The sequence below is a fragment of the Legionella sainthelensi genome (assembly GCF_900637685.1).
Taxonomy (GTDB): domain Bacteria; phylum Pseudomonadota; class Gammaproteobacteria; order Legionellales; family Legionellaceae; genus Legionella; species Legionella sainthelensi.
This window is the reverse complement of record NZ_LR134388.1, coordinates 1,506,026-1,531,520: the sequence shown is the minus strand read 5'-3', so window position 1 is coordinate 1,531,520 and position 25,495 is coordinate 1,506,026. Positions and strand designations below refer to the sequence as shown.

Here is a 25,495-nt window from a genome sequence, read left to right as displayed (position 1 = left end):
TTAATCCTCTGTCACTGATGTCACTAAGACATCTCGATATCCCCCTTCTAAGGGTCCAACAATTCCTACACGCTCCATTTCTTCAATCATTCGTGCTGCTCGGTTATAACCTATTTTCAAACGTCTTTGTACTGCAGAGATACTTGCCTTACGTGTTTGAATGACAAACTCTACAGCTTGGTCATAAAGAGGATCATCATCTTCTGCTTGACCTTCTTCATCAGAACCGCCTTCATTTCCTTCTCCAGGCATTTTTAGAATAGCATCGATGTAATCAGGTTCGCCACGAGCTCGCCAATCATCCGCTATACGATGTACTTCCTTATCATCAACAAAGGCGCCATGTACCCGTAAAGGAGCACCGCTACCTGGTGCTAAGTATAACATATCTCCGTGTCCCAATAATTGCTCGGCACCTTGCTGATCTAATATAGTTCGAGAATCAATTTTTGACGAAACTTGGAAAGACATTCGCGTTGGAATATTTGATTTGATGAGACCGGTTAAAACATCTACAGAAGGTCTTTGGGTAGCAAGAATCATATGAATTCCTGCAGCTCGAGCTTTCTGCGCAATACGAGCAATTAATTGCTCTACTTTCTTACCTACAACCATCATCATATCTGCAAGTTCATCAATCATGACTACAATACAGGGCAAGGGTTCCAATTCTGGAGCTACCTCATCCATTGAATCAGTAGGCTTCCATAAAGGATTCACTAAAGGTTGACCATTAGCAATACATTCATTAATTTTAGCGTTGAAACCGGCTAAATTTCTTACCCCTAATGCAGCCATTAGCTTATAACGTCGCTCCATCTCCTCAACACACCAACGTAAAGCACTAGCAGCTTCTTTCATATCAGTAACTACTGGAGTTAATAAATGGGGAATACCATCATACACTGATAACTCGAGCATTTTAGGATCAACCATAATCAAGCGCACTTGCTCAGGGGTCGCTTTAAACAAGATACTTAAAATCATGGCGTTTATTCCTACAGATTTACCTGAGCCTGTGGTACCGGCTACAAGTAAATGAGGCATTTTTGCCAAATCGACCACGACTGGATGGCCTGCAATATCAACTCCTAAAGCCATGCTGACAGGCGAATGCGCCTGCTGATACACATCAGCCGATAAAACATCAGACAACCGAACAACTTCGCGTGAATGATTAGGTAACTCGATACCAACTACAGTCTTACCAGGAATAACTTCAACAACACGTACCGAAATTACCGACAAAGAACGGGCTAAATCTTTAGCTAAAGCAGTTAATTTACTGACTTTTACTCCGGCAGCCAATTGCAATTCAAAACGAGTAACCACAGGACCTGGATGTACAGCAACCACTCCCGCCTGAATGCCAAAATCTAATAAATGTTGCTCCACTTCACGTGATAAATTTTCTAACTCCTGGTGCGTATATCCCCCCATAGGTTTGCCAGGCTGCCCTTTATCTAACAAGCTAAGCGAAGGCAAATCGCCTGAAGTACTCACTTTAGGAGGCCGAATTTCTTTTATTTCTTTAGTAGGTTTAATAATTTCAGGCTTTGCTTCATTGGACATTAAAACAGGGGTAGCTACAATTGTTTCTTTTTCAGTCACTACTTTGGGTTTAAATAATTTAGGTGCAGGTTTCTCACGAGGTGCATTCAGAATCTTTGTTGCCTTTTTTGTTTTATTTTTATCAATCTGCGATTTGATGAACAGCCCTGCTTTTTGTAGGATTTTGGTCACATAATTTACGACAAATAACGTATAAAAACCGATTACCTCAATCGCATTTATCCAAGACAAACCAGTGAACCAAGTCGTACCCACTAAAAGTATTGCTAATAAAGCGAGACTTGCTCCATAGACATTGAGCATTTGGTACCAACCACCACCTACTGCCTGTCCTATAAAACCTCCAGGACCACGAAGAGAATTTAATTGGCTCATCTCCACTTGCAAACTTAATAAACCACAACCACCTGCAAAAAGAAATATCAAGCCAATAGAACGCAACAATAAAACTCGCTTATCGAGAATTCTTAACGCGCGGAAATCGTGTAAAATAAACCAGGCAATGTAAACAAAAGATATAGGTACTAAATAGGCAAAATATCCGAATGTAAAATAAAGTGCATCTGCGACATATGCACCGACCTGCCCCCCCGAATTAGCAACAGCAATGCCCTTCAATGAGGCATGGGATAGGCCAGGATCACTTATTTTATAGGTAAATAAAGACAAAAGAACAAAAAGAGCGCTGGTTAAAATGAGTATAAAACTCCCCTCACTGAGTCGTTTCATGACATAGTTGGGCATGTGTTTTTTAGTTCCTTGATTTTTTTTTCCGGGGCGTTGTTTTTCCATGGGTATTTTCATATCTTTATTTTTATCATAATATTCGCCATCTTAACACAAAATATTAAGGAAGGCAGAGAGATGAGCGCAAGCAATCACCATCGCTTAATCATATTAGGTTCAGGTCCAGCAGGTTATACCGCCGCTGTCTATGCTGCAAGAGCCAATCTTAATCCCGTTTTAATCACCGGCATGCAACCTGGTGGTCAATTAACGACCACAACAGAGGTAGATAATTGGCCTGGAGATGTTGAGGGATTACAAGGCCCTGCCCTGATGGAGCGCATGCAAAAACATGCAGAGCGTTTCGAAACACAAATCATTTTTGATCATATTGTTAAAGCTGATTTAGCACAAGCACCTTTTACTCTTCAAGGCGATAGTGAAACCTATACTTGTGATGCTTTAATTATTGCTACTGGAGCCTCCGCCCGTTACCTAGGGTTGGAATCTGAATCTGCCTATCAAGGGCGAGGCGTTTCTGCCTGCGCGACTTGTGATGGTTTTTTCTATCGCAATAAAGCAGTCTGTGTTATTGGCGGGGGAAACACTGCCGTCGAAGAAGCACTTTATTTATCAAATATTGCTTCTTCTGTGACTTTGGTTCACCGACGCGATAGTCTACGTGCTGAAAAAATTCTTCAAGATAAACTTTTTGAGAAAACTCAAAATGGAAATATCAAAATCATATGGAATTCAACATTGGAAGAAGTCCTTGGCGATGGTAAAAAAGTAACTGGCGCCTTAATTCGCAATGTACAAAATGATAGTAAAGAATCTTTAGATGTAGATGGTGTATTTATCGCCATTGGCCATACACCTAATACTGATTTATTTAAAGATCAACTCATCATGAATAATGGTTATATTGTTATTAAATCAGGACTTGATGGGATGGCCACTAGTACATCTATCCCCGGAGTGTTTGCATGTGGTGATGTGGCTGATCATGTTTATCGTCAAGCCATTACTTCAGCAGGTTTTGGGTGTATGGCAGCACTTGATGCAGAAGAATATCTAGATTTAAATTTAAATAAATAAGACACCAAATTGTAGCTTGGGTCGATTACGCCCAAGCTCTGATTTTTGGATAAGTAACTGCTTAATCCTGATAAATTATTTTGATCTCATATCTGACACCAAACATTTCAACTCAACGAATTCGTACTTAAAAATGCCAATAGAGTGTTCTTCCTAATACTTGCTTATAATCACTGTAAGATGCAATTTTATAGAAATCAAAGATCAGGAGATTAAGTTGAGTAATAATGAACAATACTCTTTCCCAAACCCAGAAAATAGTGATGATCATGGTTTATTGATGGTCGGAGGAGATCTATCTCCTCAACGTATACTCCAGGCTTATAAGCAGGGAATTTTTCCATGGTATGAACCTGAAATGCCAGTACTTTGGTGGTCACCTAATCCCAGACTCATCTTAATTCCTAATGAATTTAACTTATCTCGAAGTTTAAAAAAGTCTCTAACAAAAGGATTTAGCTGTACCATCGATACCGCATTTAAACAAGTAATTACCGCTTGCGCTACTTGTTCCAATCGCGTTAATAACACTTGGATTACCGAAGAAATGATAGAAGCCTACACAAATTTGCATCTTTTAGGGTTCGCTCATTCATTTGAAATATGGTATGAAAATAATCTTGTGGGTGGTCTTTATGGAATTAATTTAGGACGGGCTTTTTTTGGTGAGTCCATGTTTCATAACATGACGGATGCTTCTAAGATTGCCCTTTATTATTTATGTAAAACGTTAACAAACTGGAGTTTCGATTTTATTGATTGTCAAATCCCTACAAATCATTTACAAAGTTTAGGCGCTAAGATAATTGATCGCAAATCATTTCTATGTTTATTAGAAAAGACTTTAATAAACCCTACGAAACAAGGCCTATGGGATTTCGATTTTTGACGACAAATATTTTCAATTAGTAGAACTATACTATTAGAAGGCTGTATAAGGTAGCTAATAGTCAGCCTTTTTGCCATAACTTACTGATTATGGCATAGCTTTAATATGATTTAATAAACCGGAGTACTTTATGGAAGCAATGCAAAAAAATGAGCCAAACTCCAAGATCCCGATTATTTTTGGATTAATCAACAGCTACCAAATACATAATCTCCTAGAACAGCATAATGCAAAAACAAAAGAATCTAAGGCAGTATTTTTAATTAGAGACAGCTCCACTTATCCAGGCTTAATTACTGTTTCCTATTACTGTCAAGAACAAGATATAGTGAAACATATTCGATTTGGACTCACTGAGAAAGGATGGAAAACGGCTCCCAAGCCGCCCCAAGAACCTCTAAAAGCTGATTCAACTGAGATTAAAGAAAAATATGCTTTAGACAAAATAAAGTTTGATAAAAAAATGAAAAAATTTATTAATACTGCGAAAAAACTTTTTGAACAACATCACACGGCGGAACCTTTCAAAACATTAATCTTAGAATTACAAAAACACGAATTTAATTTAGAAGGACTCATAAAACCCCAACGATCTCAAGCAAGCCAAGAAAAACATTTTACTGGCTATGTTTGATAAATTTTTTACATTTAGAAAACATTTAACACAGGAAAATAGATTCTAATCATGAAATTTAATATGCTTAGATTGCCATTTTATTTATTTTAGTGCAGTATACATGGCTGCAAGTACATGTATAATTATGCATAATAAACTTTATCAATTTGGTACATCACTGAGAGACCTATGGCAAAAGAAGATCATATAGAAATGGCTGGTACTGTTATAGACACCCTACCCAACACCATGTTTCGTGTTGAATTAGAAAATGGGCATATTATTACTGCTCACATTTCTGGTCGTATGCGTAAAAATTACATAAGAATTTTGACTGGAGATAAAGTCAAGGTTGAGTTAACTCCTTATGACCTAACTAAGGGCCGCATTATCTTCCGCGATAAAAATTAGTCCAATTGAGAATTAGTTTGTGGCTTCATCATATCATCCTTCAAGCACATCGCCTTGAAGGAGCCCTCTAGTAATGCAAACTAAATTTTTAGATTAAACCTGCCTCAGAATTTACGGATTTAATCAACTCCAATTTTCCAGAATAGCAGCTTAGTGTTCGAAAAAGAAACTCTGGTTCCTAGGCTTTCACTAAAGGAGATGCTCTGTGTTCATTGTGGCCACACAAGGCCCAATCCCCAGAGCGTTAAGGTTATGTTCTTTTCGCGAAAACTGAAATCCATTTCTATCATAACATTCTCAACGTTTTGGATAGTATCAATGAAAGAGTCGATGAAGACCTAAATAGGTAATTCTAAAAAGACAAAATCTATATTTATTAATGTTAATGACACAATAGTGCCAAAGTTGTTGGCACTATTGCATAAAAAAATTTTATAAAGCTTCAAATATTGCAGCAGCTCCCATGCCCGTACCAATGCACATGGTAACCATCCCATAACGGCCTTTAGTTCTTTGTAACCCATGTAATAAAGTCGCTGTCCTTATTGCACCAGTAGCTCCTAATGGATGGCCCAAGGCAATGGCCCCTCCTAGGGGATTTACTTTGTCACGTGGAAGATCAAGCTCTTTGATCACCGCTAAAGCTTGAGCTGCAAAAGCCTCATTAAGCTCTATCCAATCCAATTGATCTAATCTAATGCCCGCTCTTTTTAACGCAATAGGAATGGCTTCAATGGGTCCAATTCCCATAATTTCAGGAGGAACACCTGCTACTGCATAACTTAACAGTCGCCCTATTGGTTTTAACTTATAATAATGCAGCGCCTGCTCACTAGCTAATAAAGCAATGCCTGCTCCATCACTGGTCTGCGAACTGTTTCCAGCAGTGACCGTTCCTTTTGCGGCAAAAACGGGTTTTAACTTAGAAATTACTTCATACGAAGTGTCAGCCCGTGGACCTTCATCTTCGCTTATCAATTTTTTCTTAATTGATACAGTGGAGTTCTCTAAATCTGCATGTCTTACCGTGATCTCAACAGGACTAATCTCTGCCTTGAAGTCACCACGTTGCTGTGCTGCGACAGCTTTTTTGTGGCTTTCAGTAGCAAATTCGTCTTGTTGCTCTCGCGAAATTCCCCATCTTTTAGCCACATTTTCAGCAGTAATTCCCATACCATAAGCAATCGCTATATCTTCATTATTAAAAATAGCTGGGTTCGCTGTGTACTTATTCCCACCTAAAGGCACCATCGACATGCTTTCCACACCACCAGCAAGGGCCAAATGCACATCGCCACTTCGAATAGAATCTGCAGCTAGAGAAATACTTTGTACACCTGAACAACAAAAACGGTTAATCGTCATTGCAGGAACTGATTGAGGCAAATCGGCAAGCAATGATGCGATACGTGCTACATTCATACCCTGCTCAGCTTCTGGCATGGCACATCCGATAATAACATCCTCTATTTTTGACTTCTCTACGGACAAATTGCGCTGCATTAAATTTCTGATTACATGTGACAGCAAATCATCAGGCAAAGTGTGCTTGAATACACCACGAGGTGCTTTACCAACTGGAGTACGTAATACGTCAACTATATATACATTAGTCATTTTCAATCTCCCTTAATTACGTAGTGGCTTGCCGGTCTCAAGTAAATGACTAATCCGTGCTTGCGTTAACGGTGTCGAAGCAAGATTAATAAAAGCCTCTCGCTCTAGTTTAAGCATCCAATTCTCATCAACAACTGTATTTTGATTGAGATTGCCCCCACAAAGCACTGTTGCCAACTCTGTAGCGATAAAGTAGTCATGCTGAGAAATAAATCCTCCTTCTAACCAATTTACTAAACCTGCTTGCAATCTGGCTTTACCTTCAATGCCAGCGATTTTAAATTGTTTTTTCAATGGAGGAAGATAGTTCTTTGCATGCATGGATTTTACTTGCTCTAACGCAACATATAGCACCTCATTCGCATGCATTATGTAACTGTCGGTATCGCGCAAATAGCCCATCTGCATCGCATGAGCAGCTGAGCTAGCCACTTGAGCAGTTGCAATTTGCTGAAAATAAACTCGTATCACTGACAATAAATCACCTTGAGGGAAGAGTTGTGCTGCACGCATTGCCATCTCTTTACATCCACCTCCAGCTGGAATCACGCCAACACCAAACTCTACTAAGCCGGGATAAGATTCAAAAGCAGCGACTACAGCATCACAATGCATCATTAATTCACAACCACCACCTAGAGCCCGTCCTCTTAAAGCAGCAACAACTGGGATAGGACTATATTTTAGGCGCAAAGCTACATGCTGAAATTGAGCAATCATCGCCTCCAAATCACGCATTTTATTATCTTGAATTAATTTTAATACGCCGCGTAAATCAGCTCCAGAGGAAAAGTTATTGGCATCTTGTTGATGTAGAATTAGTCCACAGCATTGTTTTTCCGCTACATGCAATGCTGCTTCTAAGCCGTCAAGTACCGATTGACCTACTGTATTTGCTTTACTCTTAAAGTTCACTACAGCAACATCATCTTGTAAATGCCACAAACAAATCCCTTCATTTTCATAAAGCACAGGTTTTGAATGAACAGACTCTTTGATAACTTTGTCTGGGAAAAACTGACGCTTATAAACAGGTAATTGGCTTCTTGATTGGTAATTATCAAGTTGTGGCGAGTAGGCCCCTTTTTCAGTATAAAAATGACTAATTTCAAAAAGCCATCCGGGTAAAGACGCTGAGCTAAGAGTTTTATTGTCTTTTATTTCACGATAAATATACTGGGTCATCGTTGCCAAATCAGCGAGTTGCCAGGTTTCAAAAGGACCTTGCATCCAACCAAATCCCCAACGAATTGCTAAATCAACATCTCTTACGTTATCCGCAATTGAAGCAAGATGATAAGCACAATAATGGAACAAATCTCTAAAACATGCAGCTAAAAATTGTGCTTGCTTGTCCTTAGAGGTAATTAAACTTTGCATACGGGCAACTGGATCTTGGTTTCCCATGATGGCTTTTAATTCATCACTCACAGAAGGTTCAGCTGGACGATAAGTTGCTGACTTTACATCGTAAACCTCAATTATTTTACCATTTTTCCGGTAAATACCTTGGCCAGTTTTTTGTCCCAAATGTCCCTCTTTAATTAAATGAACAATCCATTCTGGCAATTGAAAACTATGATGCCATGGATCATCAGCTAATTGCTGCTGCATCGTATTTACTACATGTTGCATCGTATCTAAACCCACAACATCCATCGTCCGAAATGTAGCGGATTTAGGTCTGCCTAATAAGGGGCCAGTTAATGCATCAACCTCATCCAACCCCATGTCCATAGCAAACGCATGGTGTAAGGTTGTTAATAAGGAAAATACCCCTATACGATTCCCAATAAAATTTGGAGTATCTTTTGCCCTGACTACTCCTTTACCTAAATAGCGAGTTAACCAGGTTTCTAAATGATTCACTAACTCTTCATCTGTAGCTTCGGCAGGAATAAGCTCAGCAAGGTGCATGTAGCGTGGAGGGTTAAAAAAATGAACTCCGCAAAAATTCTTTCTATGTCTCTCAGGCAAAACGAAGCTTAAGGCATTAATACTCAGCCCTGAAGTATTGCTCACAAGAATCGCTTTTTCTCCTAAGTAAGGCGAAATACGTTGATATAAATCCTCTTTCCAATCTAAGCGCTCAGCAATCGCTTCAATAATTAAATCACATGAAGACAAATCCGAAAGGTGTTGATCATAATTTCGTGCTTGTAATAAAGCAGCAGTTTGGGCTGTTGCAAGAGGGTCTGGTTTTAGTTTTCCTAAATGAGCTATTGCTTTGTCAACAAAAGCATTAGGGCTCCCCTCTTTTGATGCTAAATCAAAAAGTAAGGTTTCTACACCTGCATTCACTAAATGCGCAGCAATTTGTGCACCCATAACACCAGCCCCTAGAACTGCGGCTTTTTTTATAAAAAAAGATCCCTGCATTCTTTTTTCCTTATTCATTTATATTATCTGAGTAAGCGCCATGAAATTTAGAGATAAACACATTGAAATACCTCCCCGTCACATGGCTGTGAACAGCGAGGTAAAATATCTTTAATTAAATGGTAGCTATGCTTCACAGTACCAAACAACAATTTTATCAAGACAGATCAAAACGAATACCTTGAGCTAAGGGCAACTCATTACCCCAGTTAATTGTATTGGTTTGTCGACGCATATACGCCTTCCAAGAGTCAGACCCTGATTCGCGCCCACCACCAGTTTCTTTTTCTCCTCCAAATGCGCCACCAATCTCTGCACCTGAAGTACCCAGATTAATATTGGCAATTCCACAATCACTGCCCCATGCACTTAAAAAATGTTCCGCATTTTTCAAATTTTGGGTAAACATCGCTGAGGACAATCCTTGAGGCACATTATTTTGCAAGGCAATGGCTTCATCTAAAGTCTGATAAGGCATCACATACAAAATAGGCGCAAAAGTTTCTTCTTGCACAATATCCCAATGATTTTTTACATCACATACTAGAGTTGGTTGCACAAAAAAACCTGGTTGATGCAATGATTCCCCACCAAATAAAATACGGCCGCCAGCTGATTTAATACGAGACATTGCCTTGTTAAATTGTTCTACAGCTTGCTTATCAATAAGAGGTCCCATTAAATTGTGTTTATCCAAGGGATCACCAATGGTTATTTGTTCATAAGCAAAACGTAAGCGCTCAATCACATAATCATACATAGAATGGTGTACAAATAAACGGCGTGTCGAAGTACATCGTTGGCCTGCAGTACCTACCGCTCCAAAAACTATTGCCGGTATCGCTAAATGAAGATCGGCTGTTTCATCCAAAATAATTGCATTATTACCACCCAACTCAAGAATAGTTTTTCCTAATCGAGCCGCAACTTTCGCAGCAACTTGTTTCCCTACAGCTGTTGAACCAGTAAATGAAATGAGTGGTATCCGATTATCATTAACCATCGTTTCGACCACATCGTGTTGTTCAGGAATAATTAAACTAAATATCTCAGGACAGCCATTGCGACTTAATACCTCATTACAAATTTGTTGCACAGCTATAGCACATAAAGGTGTTTTTGCTGAAGGCTTCCATAAAGTAACATTGCCACATATAGCGGCTAAAAAAGCATTCCAAGACCAAACAGCAACGGGAAAATTAAAAGCCGAAATAACCCCAACAATTCCATAGGGATGCCACTGCTCATACATTCTATGCTGAGGTCGCTCTGAATGCATAGAATTGCCATATAACATTCGTGATTGACCAACTGCAAAATCAGCGATATCAATCATTTCTTGAACTTCACCATCACCTTCTTGCTTTGATTTACCCATTTCTAAGGAAACTAAACTACCTAAGGCATCTTTATGTTCACGTAACGCTTGACCAATTTGCCTGATAATTTCTCCTCGCTTCGGAGCTGGGACTTTTTTCCATTCATGTGCGGCATATTGCGCACGTTTCATTACCTCTTCATAATCTTCTATAGTGCACGTTGCAACTTCGGCAAGCTTTTCCCCATTTGTAGGGTTAAAAGAAACTAGCTGATGCTCATGAACCTTGCTTTGCCATCCCTGACCACTAAATGCTCCAGGGTTAATAGCATGAATTTTTAAATGCTTTAATATATCCATTGATTATCTCCGTAATAACCCAAAACTATATCATTCAACTTGAGATACGACCGCTAATGAACGGCCGTGGATAAGAACGTGTGATTGTGATCGATTATGCGTAATAACGACCAAAACGATTTTCCAATACAGCAGATAGTTGGAATTTTTCTTGTAAAACCAAACCTTTATATTCATTGGCTTGACCAAGCGTTAAATCAACAACTGCACAAACACCTGAGGCTGTACTCACTTGAATAGCAGACCACTCCAATCCACAAATTTCGACTGGATAAATCTTCTTTACATAATTTCTTTCTGTAAGCTCACCACGTTTAATTCCTTCAACCGAAACATAAACAATCACAATATCTTGATAAGTTTTAGGAATAGCATTTTCTAAGATCCGCTTTAATGTAGGCCGGTCTTCATTTAAACGCAAGTCATTCATTAATAGACGCATTTTTTGACAATGCCCTGGATAACGCATCGTTTTGTAATTCATGGTTTGTACTTTGCCTGCGTGCATTTCTGCCAAACTTCCGAGACCGCCAGAAGTATTAAAAGCCTCATATTCACAACCATCAATTTGAATCGTTTCTAAACCTTCTAATGGAGCTAAAGTAACTGCTTTTCCATATTTAATGGCGTAGCAAGGATTACCATATTCATTAATTACCCCATCGGTCGACCAGGTTAATGAATATTGCAGCGCATTGTTTGCATTTTGAGGAAGTGCGCCCACACGTAATTTTACATGATGGCATTCTTCAAACTCTTGCATTAAGCTATTAGCAGCGATACTAATAAATCCCGGAGCTAAACCGCACTGAGGTACAAATGCAGTTTCAGCATCTAAAGCTATTGCTTTGACTGCCTCGGTAACAGCGGTATCTTCAGTCAGATCAAAATAATGTGCTTTAGCTGCTTTTGCGGCTTCAGCAACATGCGTATTTAAAAAATAAGGAAGGCTTGAGATGACAGCCACAATTCCATTCTTTTCCATGTAGGCTTGGGTTGATTCCTTGTCTTGGACATCTAAAGCCACAGTTTTTATTTGTGGTACAGCATCCAATAACCTTTTCACATCTGATCCATTAAAGTCTATATCTACTAAATGGACTTGGTAAGAACCGCTTTCTGACAGTAAGCAAGAAATTAAACTACCAATTTTCCCTGCGCCAGTAATCATTACATTATACATTTAATCCCTCTCCCATTATAAAACGGGATCATCCTACACAAATTCTTAAGGCTTGGATAGTATTCTCTAAATCTAAATTTTGTACATGAATAAACTAAAGGAAGTGATTCTGGTATTATTATACTTTTCCTATGCAACACCCATCCCTCTATAAATGCGTAGCTTATAAAAGAGATCGACCCTTTGTTCCCAACTCCAATATAGTTTATTAAAATTCCATCAATCAAGACAACTTTATCTTTTTGAATTTCAAAATGTTCTACTTATATGAATGAAATCTCTTGAGCTAGGGTATGGTGACAATGAGCAGCCAATTGTCCAAACACCCTATAAATTAATCCTAAAAACAGCCCCCCATTACGGATTATCTTTATTCATTTTTGCTCGCTTCAGATCATTTCAACAAAAATCTTTTGTGCCTTATTCGCAGCTTGAAAAAAGCGCAAGTAGTTTATCTGCGTCGAATATGTTTTTTTGTCTATAAATTCAGTAGGATTAAGCCCTGCTTAATTGAAATGGTCGCTTACACCATTTTTCCCAATAGTCTGTTTATGTGTTCCAGGTTCAACTCCATTTATACCCCACTCCATGAGGCATCCTAAAAAGAGCTCAGCGAAACTTAACTCTGTTTTATTATCATGACGACACTGCACATTTTCCCCTAAAAACACCTTTTCCTTAATTAGCAGCTTGTAATTCCTAGCTGCTGTGCCCATCTCAAAACAAATTTTTAACCCAGAAATATTTTCTTTAATTGGGAAATAATCTTTTTTTTCATTTAGTTAATATGATCTTGATTGCTCTTGGTCCTTGATTAGGATAGATGAGTTAGATAAAGAAATTGCTTGGTAAGCAATGGTGCAATATCAAGAGATACATGTTATCTTTCAATTTTAAAGAAAAGAATTTACTAATTCTTGACCTAAATCCAGTACTCATTTATCTTACCCTTTTATAATTTGTTGATAAAATATGAAGCAAACTGCTTTGGCGAATGGCACAACGCTTAAATCATCAATACGACTTGGCTATACAAAATATCTATTTATATTTATAGCCGGACTATTGTCCCCTTTTGGTTTTGCACCTTTTCACATGCCTGGCCTCACCTTATTAAGTTTGGCTTCTCTTTATTTCAGCCTGAAAAATTGCTCTATAAAACAGAGTGCCTATCTAGGATTCATTTATGGATTAGGTTTTTTTGGCTTCGGGGTTTCGTGGGTTATCATCAGCATCCATGATTATGGCCAGTTAAATTATTTTGGCTCAGCATTGGTCACACTAATTTTTATCATGTATCTCTCGCTTTTTCCTGCTCTTGTTACTTACTTATACAAACTACTTGAATTAAGACACCGAACACTCCTTTCTTTGCTCATATTTAGCACTCTATGGTGCCTCAGTGAATATTGTCGCGCTACATTATTTACTGGATTTCCATGGTTATTAGTGGGTACAACCCTTATTGATACACCAATTAGATTCCTTGCCCCTATTTTAGGAATTTACGGGTTAAGCTTAATCTGTGTTTTTATCTCTGCGTTACTCACCTTGGCTGTTTCACCAACTTATCCAAAACGTTATTATTGTTTAATTGCTTTCATACTCGTCATGATAAGCCCTGCGCTGTGTAAAAATGTTTCTTGGTCACAGATAAAACAAGAACCGATTAGTGTTGGTGCAGTTCAAGCAAATTTATCCATGCGCGATAAATGGGATGAAGCATTGTTTTGGAACTTGTTAAAATATTATGAGAACGCAATAAACAAGCTTTTAGGAAAACAGCTTATTATTTTACCTGAATCTGCAATACCACTTCCTGCGAGTTATCTGGATAAATATCTGCTTAAATTAAATAAAAAAGCCACAAAAGCAAACAGTGCGTTAATGTTAGGTATACTTCAACCAACAAATGACAGTGAAACCCATTATTATAACTCCATCATCACTTTTGGACAGGCAAAAGGAAAAAAGTTTAAACGCCAACTAGTTCCCTTTGGAGAATACATACCTAAGCCTTTAATTACGATTTATCAATGGTTCAATTTACCTGAAGCAAATTTATTACCCGGAAAAAAACAACAGTCTTTAATTAAAATCGCTAAACACCCAATTGCAAGTCTGATTTGTTATGAAATTGCCTACCCCAATATTTTGCGTGCACAAATGCCCAAAGCCCAATGGATAGTTTCTATCAGTGATAATGGTTGGTTTGGACATTCACTAGCAAGTTATCAGCAGTTACAAATGGCTCAACTTCTCTCATTATTGACTGGGAGATATCAAGTGGTGGTTAACAACGATGGTTTATCTTCAATAATTGATCCCCATGGGAATATAGTAGAAAGTCTTCCTCCATTTAGTTCTGGATTATTACAAGGTACAGTTTATCCTGCCCAAGGTTTTACTCCCTGGATTATTTGGTATGAGTATCCTTCGTTGCTTTTCTGCTCATTATTTATAATTTTTATACTTTTTATTCAACTTCGTCGCTTATTCCAGCAATAATCTATTGCTGGCAAGCACAAGAGGAGTTATCCTTAGCGATTTAGAGTCACTTAAAAAATTGGACCATGGATAAAACCTATATACCACAAGAAGTTGAGGAACAAGCTCAACAATATTGGCATAAAAAACAATCATTTAACGTTTCGGAAGATTTAAACAAAGAGAAATTTTATTGTTTATCCATGTTCCCCTACCCGAGTGGAACATTGCACATGGGGCACGTGCGTAACTACACGATTGGCGATGTGATTGCTCGCTACCAACGTGCTTTAGGCAAAAATGTCTTACAACCTATAGGTTGGGATGCATTTGGTTTGCCTGCTGAAAATGCAGCGATAAAAAATGGTATTCCTCCGGCTGAATGGACTAAAAAGAATATAGAATCCATGAAAAAGCAGTTTTTACGTCTTGGTAATGCTTATGACTGGAAACGTGAAATTTGCACATGCACCCCTGATTATTACCGGTGGGAGCAATGGTTTTTTATTCGACTATTTGAAAAAGGCTTAGTCTATAAAAAGAATGCCGTGGTAAATTGGGATCCCGTTGATCAAACTGTCTTAGCGAATGAACAAGTAGTTGATGGACGAGGATGGCGATCTGGGGCTTTGGTTGAACGAAAAGAAATTTCTCAGTGGTTCATTAAAATTACGGCTTATGCTGATGAGTTATTAAGTTCATTAGATAGTTTGGATGAATGGCCAGCTCAAGTAAAGCAGATGCAGCGCAACTGGATAGGACGCTCTACCGGGACTGAAATTTACTTCAATGTCAATAACCACCCCAAAAGGTTGAAAATTTATACCACTCGACCTGATACGCTCATGGGTACAACGTACCTTGCAGTAGCAACAGATCACCCTATAGCCAAAGAAGCAGCTAATAGTCGCAAGGAAGTAAAAGAATTTATCGACAGCTGCCAAGGCACCAAAATGGCTGAAGCTGAGTTAGCCACTATGGAAAAACGCGGTGTAGATACTGGAATGACTGCAATTCATCCTATAACGGGAGAAAAGCTGCCCATATGGGTAGCGAATTTTGTACTGATGCAATACGGCTCTGGTGCGGTCATGGCAGTCCCTGCCCACGATCAAAGAGATTGGGAGTTTTCAAAAAAATACCAATTACCTATTAAAGCAGTTATAAAACCAGAAAATGAAGTAGTACACGATTTAAACCTATCAGCCTATACCGGGGAAGGTACTCTGATTCAATCAGGTCAGTTTGATGGATTAAGTTCTAGTCAAGCTATGGAGGCCATAACAAACTTCCTCGAAGAACATGATGCGGGTAAGGCCACAATTAATTACAGATTGCGTGACTGGGGTGTATCGAGACAAAGATATTGGGGAACGCCTATTCCAATGATCTTATGTGAGCAATGTGGCACAGTACCTGTTCCAGATGAAGATCTTCCAGTAGTACTTCCAGAAAATGTTTCGTTTACCGGAGCAGGCTCTCCTTTAGCTCAATGTCCTGAATTTGTGAACATCTCTTGTCCAAAATGCGGGCAGGATGCATATCGTGAAACAGATACATTTGATACCTTTGTCGAGTCCTCTTGGTATTACGCTCGTTTTGCGTGCAAAGGTCAAGAAAATGCAATGCTCGATGATCGAGCAAAATATTGGACGCCTGTAGATCAATATGTAGGGGGTATTGAGCATGCCGTAATGCATTTACTTTATGCTCGTTTCTTCCATAAATTAATGCGTGATGAAGGCTTAGTTAATTCAGATGAACCGTTTAAAGCTTTATTAACCCAAGGTATGGTTTTAAAAGATGGGCATAAAATGTCTAAATCAGTGGGCAACGTCGTAGATCCAAACCACCTGATTAATACTTATGGAGCCGATACAGCACGTCTATTTGTTATGTTTGCAGCACCACCTGAGCAATCTTTAGAGTGGTCAGATACTGCGGTCGAAGGCGCACATCGTTTTCTTAAACGAATTTGGTTTTTTGCTTATCAGCATCAAAATATACTGATTGATATAAATGATCTTATCCTTAGTGGTAACGGTCATGTAAACTGGCAGCAAGCAGAAAGTCGCTTAAAAAAATCACGTCATATTGTGCACCAAATTTTAGCCCAAGCGACCCATGATTATGACCGTAATCAATTTAATACAGTTGTTTCAGGATGTATGAAGTTGTTTAATGAATTATCAAGTTATTCTATAGAAACTGAAGAGGATAAATTCTTTATTCATTCCGGAATGAGTATATTACTTCGATTACTCGCTCCTATAACCCCACACATCACGCATTACTTATGGCAACAATTGGGCTTTGAAAAAGCAATTATTGATGCGAACTGGCCAAGAGTCGATAAAGGGGCGTTAAAAACAGATGAAGTCGATTATGTAGTTCAAGTAAATGGTAAACTTAGAGCACAATTTACTGCTAGTGTAGATGCAACAGAAGAAGTATTAATTGCTGCAGCGAAACAACATGCCAAAGATTTTATAGCGAATCAAACAGTTAAAAAATCGATCGTTGTTGCGCACAGACAATTAATTAACTTGGTTGTGGGTTGATGAAATATAGCTACGCAAAGTTTGAATCTTTGATTTTACAAAGTATTATTACCGCAGTACTGGCTTTTTCTCTATCTGCCTGTGGGTTTCATCTGCGTGGCGTGAGTAACGTACCTAGTTGGCTTAATAATATTGCGCTCATTTCTGAAAATAACGACAAGCAATTTATCTCCATAATAGAATCACGATTGGAAGGTTCAAAAATTCAAATTAATGAACCTTCTCATGCTCAATATTGGCTTTTAGTTAATGAAGTGAATCTGCAACAGCAAATTATTAGTGTAGGAGCGAGCACCAATCCCAGACAATATACGTTAACTTTAACCGTAATCTATATGTTGAAAACTCGAAAAGGCCAAGAGTTAACACCTCCTAGCAGGGTTAGTGTATCCCGTCAACTTACCTTGAATAATGATAGGATTCTTGGTTCTAAGGATGAAGAAAGCATATTAATCGGAGAAATGAAACAAGATGCCGTGACTCAAATCTTGTATAGACTGAGTCATCTACAAAAACCTTCATTTTAACCTGATAGCGGAGTAGTCACGCCTAACATAGCTTGGTCAGTAAAATGAGGATGGAGCTCCTGATTAACTGCCTACATCAGTATATGACGCTTATGAGTATCAGATTTTCGCGCAAAACTTGCCTAGATGTGCATAGATCATGATTACTTACGGCAACTAAAACAAATGGTGACCTGTTTATATGCAAATCAAACAACAAATGCTCGCGCAACAAGTCCAAAAAAAAATTGCTCCACTTTACATGCTTATTGGGCAGGAAAATTATCTATTAGAGGAGTCTCTAGCTACAATAAAATCTGCCATCAAAAAAAAACATTATTATGATGAAAAAATCATCTCCATCCAGTCTACCGAAGATTGGAATAGCATAAAAGAAGAGGCAAACAGTTATTCTTTATTTTCAGATATTGTACTTTTAAATGTTTTTTTTGATAAAAAAACAATAGATGCTCTAGGAAAGAAAATTCTAGTAGAATACCTTAATTCTATTAATCCAAGATGCTTTATTATCATAAGAGCACCTTATTTATCGCTAAAACAAGTACAATGGCTTTCCTCTCAAGAGCACGCTGTAGTTACTATTGCTTATCCACTTAATACAGATGCGATGAAGCATTGGATAATCACGCAATTAAAAAGGAACGCTATCCAATTTGACCCACAGATTCCTGATTTAATCCACCATTATACTCAAGGAAACATGTTAGCTTGTGCTCAAGTTATTGAAAAAATAGTACTTTCTAATAATGGTAATCACAAGATTGATATCCTACAAGTACAAGAGCATTTATCAGATCAATGCGAGCACGATCTTTTTGAATTAGTTAATGCATGTTTACTTGGGCAAAGTGATAAAGCAATTCAAATTTTACGCCATGCCGCGAATAATAAAACTGAAGCTACTTTGGTATTATGGATACTGAGCCAGGAAATCAGAATAATCATGCAACTCCATCATCTCTTGGAGCATAAAATTGATATCAAGAGCGCTTGCGATCAATTAAAAATATGGCAACAACGTATTAGTCTTTATCAGACATGTTATAAGCGATTTAATAAAGAAACGTTAATAAAATTACATAGCTACTGTTATTCTATTGATGAACGTATTAAATCAAATATAAATACGCAAGTATGGAATACTTTGGAAAATATTGCTCTTTCATTGTGTCTAGGAAACATAATAGGTGATTTATGTACAGCATAGCTATTTTCGGCGGCTCATTTGATCCGATTCATAATGGACATTTGCAAACCAGCTTAACCATACAAAAGCATTTCGGCTTTGATTCTTATATTTTTCTTCCTTGTAAAATACCAACAATAAAACCAGCCACTATTGCTAATAGCAAACAACGAATCGAAATGATTCTACGTGCAATAAACCGCTATAAGGAAAATTTCAAATTGGATTTGCGTGAAATAGAACGTAATACTCCCTCTTATATGGTTGAAACTCTAGAAAGCTTTAGAGCAGAGTATCCAGAAGCATCGATTACTTTAATTATTGGTTATGATGCTTTTCTTTCATTATCGCAATGGTATGAGTGGCAAAAAATAATTACACTTGCCCATCTCATGGTAATCAATCGATCAGAATTTTCGAAGCAACCTATTCCAGAAATCATGCAAGAATTTTTGAAGAAATACCAGAGTGAAAATAAAATGGAACTTTTGAACACTCAAGCAGGGAGTGTGTTTTTATTTAATGCCGGTGATCATGAAATTTCATCTACTTCACTGCGTGAAGCGATAAAAAAGGGAGCCGACGTTAAAAATAAGCTCCCTTATTCAGTCTATGAATACATTAAGCATCAGGGGTTATATCAATAAGATTAAAAGATTTATTGTTTGCGGCCATTTGTTTCGCTTGATTGAGGAGTCCCGGTAAATATCCAGAGATCCAATTAATCACTGGTGTTAGCTGATTATACACTCTAGAACCTTGAACATATTGCTGATAAGGCAAAGAGGTCATGCTTAATATTGCAAAGATAAGTGACAAGATAAACACTCCTCGGCCAAAACCGAAAACACCTCCAAGGACTTTATCCATGGCACCTAAACCACTCCCCTTTAAAAAGAGGCCGATGATAAAATTAGCAATACCACCGCCGATTAAAACGCCAAGAACCACAACCATAAAACTTACTATTGAAAGGATTGATGGATTCTGTATGTAAGGTTGTATATAGGGAGTAACGCTACCCGAATAGTTATAACCCGCCCAAACAGCTAACATCCACACTCCTATTGCAATAAATTCTTTAACAAATCCTCTTAACAAACCAGTAATAGAGGATAGCCCAATTATTATTATAAAAATTATATCAACCCATTGAAATTGCATCGTTAGCTAACTCCAGTATTGACCACTAAACCATTCAATTGCATCACACTTGCCAATTGAGTTTGTACTCTTACCACATCACTTTTAACAGGTGAGTGTCCTACATAAACTTTATAAATAACGCCTCGCTTTCCATTTGTTTTAAGGTAATTCGCCTTATATCCTTGGCTTTTCAACCTGCTAACTAAAGCTTGAGCATTAGAAAACTTTGCAAAAGATGCTAATTGAACTGCATAAATACTTTTTTGACTTACAGAAGGATTCTCATTTGCTTTAGCAATAACTGGCGCAGAAACAACTTTTTTAGGTGCCATTTGTCTCTGTACTTTGACGGGTTTGACCAGTTTCACAGGTTTCTTTGCGACCTCATTTATTTGCTTCTCTGCTGCAATTTTTGCGCCATTATTTAATGCAAGTTCTATAGGTTTAGCAACCTCTCTATTCGGTGTAGGTTCTGATTTAGCTACCCGAATTCCTTCATCATCAACAGCTTGAACAGATTGAATAAAATCTTCTTTATCGAGATCAGATCCCTTTTGGTCTAAAACAGGAGGAATTTCAACTTTAGCTACTTTTATAGTTTCAAACATCTCTTTTTCATCGGACATAACCACGTTAGGAGCTGTTGGCTTAGGAGGTAACTTTACATTGACACTAAAATTATTTTCAAAGCGCTGGCTGGATTTTTTCATCATTGAAGGAAGAAAAATGGCCCCCAAGGATAAAACAACAGCCATGCCAACCAAACGATGTTTTAGCTTTTCATCAATTACTAATTTCATTGAATCTCCTATTGGCCATAACATGACTTACTGTGAAAAAAGACCCGTAAACAACAATTAAGTCGCCAAGTCTAGATTGCTTTAATGCGGCGTCAAAAGCAATCAGAGGACTAGTATAGCAAAATTCCACAGAAATTGCTGCATCTCTTAAAATTGTAATCAGTAAATCAGCTCCAGCAGCTCGTTTATTATCCAGTTGTGCAGGATACCAATAATCGACGCAATTCTTTAGAGGCATCACTAAATTATAAATATCTTTATCCTTTAATGCAGAAAAAACCGCATGCACCTTTGTCTTTTTCATTTTTTGCACAGTTTCAGCAAGTAATCTTGCTGATTGAGGATTATGAGAAACATCATATAAGACATCCACAGTACCTCGATGCAACTGTAGACGCCCTGGAATAAAAATACGCTGCATTGCGGCGTACAAATGAGTATGATCTATGGGTAAGTATTGCTTCAATAAAAAACATGCAGTGATTGCCGCTGCAGCTGCTTTAAGCTGTATAGATGGTTTAGGTAATTCATCAATTGAAAAAAGTCCAGTCTTTTCTCCATAGTGAACACCCCAGGTAAAATCGTTTTCCTTAATTGAAAAATCACGACCATAAATATATGCAGGAGAAGCTAATTGTATCGCTTTCTTAGTTACAGAAACAGGAGGGTTATTATCTGCAAAAATGAATGGCTTACCAGAACGAAGAATTCCAGCTTTTTCATAACCAATGGCTTCAAGTGTATCGCCTAAATAATCCTGATGGTCATAATCAATGGTTGTAATAATGGATAAATCAGCATCAACTATGTTTGTAGCATCTAAGCGCCCACCCAATCCCACTTCCAGAATAATGACATCCAACTTCATTTTTTTGAAATACCACAGAGCTGCTAAAGTAGTCATTTCAAAATAGGTCAGGAGAGTTTCTCCTCGAGCATTCTCTATAACACTAAATGCCTGACATAAATCCTCATCAGAAATTGGCGTCAAATTGACTTTAATACGTTCATTAAAATGAATAAGATGAGGCGAAGTATAAGAGCCTACTTTATATCCAGCAGAATGATAAATTGTTTCAAGAGCAGTTACAGTTGAACCTTTTCCATTAGTACCAGCAACAGAAATCACTCGACACCAAGGAAGTTGCAAATGCAAAACTTGTGCAACTTCTTTGATGCGAGTTAAACCCAGTTGTATCTCTTGAGTATTTCTGGTTTCTAAATCATGTAACCATTCATTAATGCAATGATATTTTGGCAACTAAACCCCTGTGGCTTGACGTGTTAATTTGGAAACTAATTCTGCGACAACAGGACGAATATTCTTTCGTTCCAAAATCATATCAATATGGCCATGCTCTAATAAAAATTCACTACGCTGAAACCCTTCTGGGAGAATTTGCCTGACTGTTTGCTCAATCACTCTGGGGCCAGCGAAACCAATTAAAGCGTTAGGTTCAGCAACAATTACATCACCAAGGCTTGCAAAACTAGCAGATACCCCACCCATAGTGGGATCAGTAAGAATTACGATAAACGGCAACCCTGTTTCTGCAAATTTAGCTAAAGCAGCTGAAGTTTTTGCCATTTGCATTAAGGAAAAAAGCCCCTCTTGCATGCGTGCACCCCCACTGGCAGTAAAGCAAACATATGGTCTTTGTTCTTTAGTTGCAATTTGAACGGCACGAACGAATTTTTCGCCTACGGTGGCCCCCATGGACCCACCCATAAAGTTGAATTCAAAAGATCCAACTACTACAGGCTGTTGTAATAAAGTTCCTTTGACAACAACTAACGCTTCTTTCTCACCAGTTGCTTTTTGAGCCTGGGAGATTCTGTCTTTATATTTTTTAGAATCTCTAAATTTTAACCGGTCATGAGGTTCTAACGAAGCAGCGATTTCTTCTTGACTCCCTTCATCAAGAAATTGCTTAATTCGAGTTCTAGCAGATATCCTATGATGAAAATTACAGGATGGACAAACCATCAAATTTTTTTCTAACTCGATACTATAAAGAACCTCATTACAGCCAGAGCATTTCAGCCATAAGCCTTCAGGAACCCCTTTTTTTTGAGAAGTATCTGTATTAATTCTTGAGGGCAATAGTTTTTTAAACCAACTCATAATTGGAACCTAATTTAAAAAATTTCATTATTATACACAGAAAAAAATATTCTTAAATCCACATGTTGCTCATGTGATAATATCTTCTTATATTTTAACAGAAACTATCGATAAGCTTATCGAGGTTTTAAAGCTTAATTATTGTTTCATTTCAATACACTTAAAGTTATTACTTAAAATGCCGCTAAAGAAAATACAGCGACCTAAATTGAGATTCATGTATGAAACTTATAATATCAATAATAACATTCATCTGTTTCTTAGTTTCTAGTCAACTTGTTCTCGCTCATAGTCGATATGGCGAAACATTGTGCAATTCACCCGATTATTTTTGTATGAAAATTAAAAGTGGTGAGAGTTGGGATAAACTTTTTCCAAATGAAGAAGAACGAGATATGGTGAAGCGAATTAATCGTATGAATATTGCTTTACGTCCTGGATTAACTATTGCTGTGCCTAAAAATATCGATCGCTTAACCATTTATGATGTCTCTCCATTTCCCCGATACATAGAGTCCAACGGTGAAAAAACAATTTATGTCAGCCAAAAAAATTAGCCTGGGCAGCATATGACCAAGATGGAGAGTTACTCTGGTGGGGACCAATTTCTTCAGGAATGGGAAAATGTCCTGGCGTTCTTGGCGGATGTACTACACCTACAGGCTCATTTCGAGTGATCCGTAAACAAGATATAGATTGTGTTTCAACTGTATTTCCCAGGCGATCTGATGGGAACGATGGTGGTGCTTTAATGCCATATTGTATGCATTTTTATAGGGGCTATGCGCTTCATGGCAGTTATGAATTACCTGGTTATAGAGCAAGTCATGGTTGTGTCAGGATGTTTATCGAGGATGCGCGTTGGCTTAACGAAGAATTTATTGATTTACCTGGAGGTGGTATGAAAGGAACTCGAGTTGTTGTAGATGAATTAAACGACCCTAACGAGCAATAGACAAATAATAGACAAGCTGTTAATATTTTAAAAGGTGAATTTTATACATTAGTGTGATAAGGTTGTCTGTTAACATTTGTGATCGAAAAAACTGCATAATTAGGCATCAGAAAGTTTATATCGATTAACCTAAAGCATGGAGCTACTCCCAATTTTCGTCAAAATCAATAGGGTTTACACCTGGAGAATGATAAAAGAATGGCACATTACAATACACAGCCTGAATCAATAACAAATTTTGGAATACAATCAATTATGCCCTGGATGGTATGGGGCTTGGGTTGTTTATTTTATTTTTATGAATGTCTCTTACAAGTATCTCCAAGTGTTATGAGTCACGAACTGATGAGAGACTTCTCAGTCACCAGCCAAACTTTAGGAATTTTATCGGGTATCTATTTTTATTCCTATGCCGCCATGCAACTGCCAGGTGGTGTATTAATGGATTATTTTGGCCCCCATCGCCTGCTCACATTGGCTACTGTAGTTTGTGCTGTGAGTACTATTGCTTTTGGTATGACTGACAGCTTTTTTATGGCTTGTGTAGCACGTTTAATGATAGGTTTTGGTTCTGCTTTCGCAGCTGTTGGAACAATGAAGCTAGCTGCCAATTGGTTTCCAGCCCAACGTTTTGCCTTATTAACTGGCCTTATGGTAACCTTAGGAATGCTAGGAGCAATTGGTGGAGAGGCTCCTTTAGCACTACTAATCGATAACTTTGGTTGGCGTCATAGCATGCTGATCATGGGAAGTACAGGACTCGTACTCGCCGTTTTACTCATTTTTATCGCCAAAGATACTCCAAAAAGTCATGAAGCTACTACCTCTCACCCCACTGAAGAAGAACAATTAATACCAAGTTTACTCGCGTTAATGAAGAATAAACAATTGTGGTTAGTCGCTTGCTATGGTGGTCTCATGTACATGGCAACTCCAGTTTTTTGTGGGCTATGGGGTGTTCCTTTTTTAATGAACAAAATGATGATCACCAAAACTACAGCAGCAAACTATATTTCTCTAGTCTTTGTTGGCTGGGCAATCGCCAGCCCCTTATGGGGAATATTTTCTAACCGTATTGGCCTACGTAAACCCCCTATGTATATAGGATGTGTAGGCGCTCTAATTTGTTCTTTACTCTTTATTTTTGTTCCAATTAATAGGGCAATATATATGGAGCTCCTATTGTTCGCATTTGGTATTTTTTCTGCAGGATTTTTGCCGGCATTTACCGTTGCTAAAGAGTTATGCAATAAAAAGTATGTTGCTACGGGTTTAAGTTTCATGAATATGATGAATATGATAGGTATAGCTTTAGCGCAGCCACTTATTGGTTATATTCTTGATAAAATGTGGGAAGGGGAAATTAATGGTAATGTCAGAGTTTATCCCTTGGAAGCATATCATACTGGTCTTGCTATTCTTCCGTTAGGAATGCTTATTGCTTTAATTATTTTGCCTAAAATCAAAGAAACTTATTGCCAAAGTGCACAGTAATGAAATAATACGAGGCTCCCTGAGATTATATAACCTAACCTAGAT

Annotated in this window: 19 protein-coding genes and 1 pseudogene; 11 read left to right on the top strand and 9 right to left on the bottom strand. The window is 37.9% G+C overall.

Annotated elements, in window-relative coordinates; translation table 11 throughout:
- Positions 1–2,364 carry a DNA translocase FtsK gene (locus EL220_RS06835; RefSeq protein WP_027270179.1) on the bottom strand — a complete coding sequence of 788 codons (2,364 nt, stop codon included), beginning with the start codon at positions 2,362–2,364 and terminating at the stop codon, positions 1–3.
- Between the two features lie 72 nt (positions 2,365–2,436).
- On the opposite strand from EL220_RS06835, the gene trxB reads away from it, so the two are divergent.
- The 4 genes from trxB to infA all read left to right on the top strand — a co-directional run bounded on the left by trxB (position 2,437) and on the right by infA (position 5,312).
- Complete coding sequence (gene trxB / locus EL220_RS06830) at positions 2,437–3,396, top strand: thioredoxin-disulfide reductase (protein ID WP_027270180.1); 960 nt, start codon at positions 2,437–2,439, stop codon at positions 3,394–3,396.
- A gap of 280 nt (positions 3,397–3,676) precedes the next feature.
- Positions 3,677–4,285, top strand: a complete 609-nt coding sequence (gene aat / locus EL220_RS06825; RefSeq protein WP_414092923.1) for a leucyl/phenylalanyl-tRNA--protein transferase — start codon at positions 3,677–3,679, stop codon at positions 4,283–4,285.
- A gap of 130 nt (positions 4,286–4,415) precedes the next feature.
- Entirely contained in the window at positions 4,416–4,919 is a 504-nt protein-coding gene (locus tag EL220_RS06820) for an SH2 domain-containing protein (RefSeq protein WP_027270182.1), read from the top strand.
- 171 nt (positions 4,920–5,090) lie between these two features.
- Positions 5,091–5,312 (top strand): translation initiation factor IF-1, encoded by a 222-nt coding sequence (gene infA, locus EL220_RS06815; RefSeq protein ID WP_003636112.1) that lies wholly within the window; start codon positions 5,091–5,093, stop codon positions 5,310–5,312.
- A gap of 432 nt (positions 5,313–5,744) precedes the next feature.
- On the opposite strand, the gene EL220_RS06810 is transcribed toward infA, so the two are convergent.
- The 4 genes from EL220_RS06810 to EL220_RS06795 all read right to left on the bottom strand — a co-directional run bounded on the left by EL220_RS06810 (position 5,745) and on the right by EL220_RS06795 (position 12,169).
- On the bottom strand, positions 5,745–6,929 hold the full coding sequence (locus tag EL220_RS06810) for an acetyl-CoA C-acyltransferase (protein WP_027270183.1): 1,185 nt from the start codon (positions 6,927–6,929) through the stop codon (positions 5,745–5,747).
- A 12-nt stretch (positions 6,930–6,941) separates the two neighbouring features.
- On the bottom strand, positions 6,942–9,308 hold the full coding sequence (locus EL220_RS06805) for a 3-hydroxyacyl-CoA dehydrogenase/enoyl-CoA hydratase family protein (RefSeq protein ID WP_027270184.1): 2,367 nt from the start codon (positions 9,306–9,308) through the stop codon (positions 6,942–6,944).
- Positions 9,309–9,465: 157 nt separating this feature from the next.
- Positions 9,466–10,986, bottom strand: coding sequence for an L-piperidine-6-carboxylate dehydrogenase (amaB, locus tag EL220_RS06800; RefSeq protein WP_027270185.1), 1,521 nt, complete (start codon positions 10,984–10,986; stop codon positions 9,466–9,468).
- Between the two features lie 94 nt (positions 10,987–11,080).
- Complete coding sequence (locus EL220_RS06795) at positions 11,081–12,169, bottom strand: saccharopine dehydrogenase family protein (protein ID WP_027270186.1); 1,089 nt, start codon at positions 12,167–12,169, stop codon at positions 11,081–11,083.
- A gap of 972 nt (positions 12,170–13,141) precedes the next feature.
- Between EL220_RS06795 and lnt the strand changes: the two genes are divergently transcribed.
- From lnt to nadD, 5 genes are all read left to right on the top strand, one after another.
- Positions 13,142–14,677: an apolipoprotein N-acyltransferase gene (lnt, locus tag EL220_RS06790; protein ID WP_027270189.1), complete on the top strand. Its 1,536-nt coding sequence runs from the start codon at positions 13,142–13,144 to the stop codon at positions 14,675–14,677.
- Positions 14,678–14,742: 65 nt separating this feature from the next.
- The gene (leuS, locus tag EL220_RS06785) at positions 14,743–17,217 is read left to right on the top strand and encodes a leucine--tRNA ligase (RefSeq protein ID WP_027270190.1); all 2,475 of its coding nucleotides are present in this window, start codon (positions 14,743–14,745) and stop codon (positions 17,215–17,217) included.
- Entirely contained in the window at positions 17,217–17,744 is a 528-nt protein-coding gene (locus EL220_RS06780) for an LPS-assembly lipoprotein LptE (RefSeq protein ID WP_027270191.1), read from the top strand. The genes leuS and EL220_RS06780 overlap by 1 nt, the downstream gene beginning before the upstream one ends.
- A gap of 181 nt (positions 17,745–17,925) precedes the next feature.
- Complete coding sequence (gene holA / locus EL220_RS06775) at positions 17,926–18,951, top strand: DNA polymerase III subunit delta (RefSeq protein ID WP_027270192.1); 1,026 nt, start codon at positions 17,926–17,928, stop codon at positions 18,949–18,951.
- Positions 18,939–19,577, top strand: coding sequence for a nicotinate-nucleotide adenylyltransferase (nadD, locus tag EL220_RS06770; RefSeq protein ID WP_027270193.1), 639 nt, complete (start codon positions 18,939–18,941; stop codon positions 19,575–19,577). Before holA ends, nadD begins: the two co-directional genes overlap by 13 nt.
- Here the strand turns inward: nadD and EL220_RS06765 are convergent.
- The 4 genes from EL220_RS06765 to accD are packed head-to-tail and all read right to left on the bottom strand — an operon-like array spanning position 19,552 to position 23,001.
- Entirely contained in the window at positions 19,552–20,094 is a 543-nt protein-coding gene (locus EL220_RS06765; protein ID WP_027270194.1) for a CvpA family protein, read from the bottom strand. The genes nadD and EL220_RS06765 overlap by 26 nt on opposite strands.
- Before the next feature lie 2 nt (positions 20,095–20,096).
- Positions 20,097–20,876: an SPOR domain-containing protein gene (locus tag EL220_RS06760; protein ID WP_027270195.1), complete on the bottom strand. Its 780-nt coding sequence runs from the start codon at positions 20,874–20,876 to the stop codon at positions 20,097–20,099.
- On the bottom strand, positions 20,860–22,137 hold the full coding sequence (gene folC, locus EL220_RS06755) for a bifunctional tetrahydrofolate synthase/dihydrofolate synthase (protein ID WP_027270196.1): 1,278 nt from the start codon (positions 22,135–22,137) through the stop codon (positions 20,860–20,862). The genes EL220_RS06760 and folC overlap by 17 nt, the downstream gene beginning before the upstream one ends.
- Positions 22,138–23,001: an acetyl-CoA carboxylase, carboxyltransferase subunit beta gene (gene accD, locus EL220_RS06750; protein ID WP_027270197.1), complete on the bottom strand. Its 864-nt coding sequence runs from the start codon at positions 22,999–23,001 to the stop codon at positions 22,138–22,140.
- A gap of 221 nt (positions 23,002–23,222) precedes the next feature.
- Between accD and EL220_RS06745 the strand changes: the two are divergent.
- Together EL220_RS06745 and EL220_RS06740 are read left to right on the top strand one after the other, a co-directional pair.
- Positions 23,223–23,956, top strand: a pseudogene (locus tag EL220_RS06745) (L,D-transpeptidase).
- A gap of 198 nt (positions 23,957–24,154) precedes the next feature.
- On the top strand, positions 24,155–25,450 hold the full coding sequence (locus EL220_RS06740) for an MFS transporter (protein WP_027270199.1): 1,296 nt from the start codon (positions 24,155–24,157) through the stop codon (positions 25,448–25,450).
- The last annotated feature ends 45 nt before the right edge of the window (positions 25,451–25,495 follow it).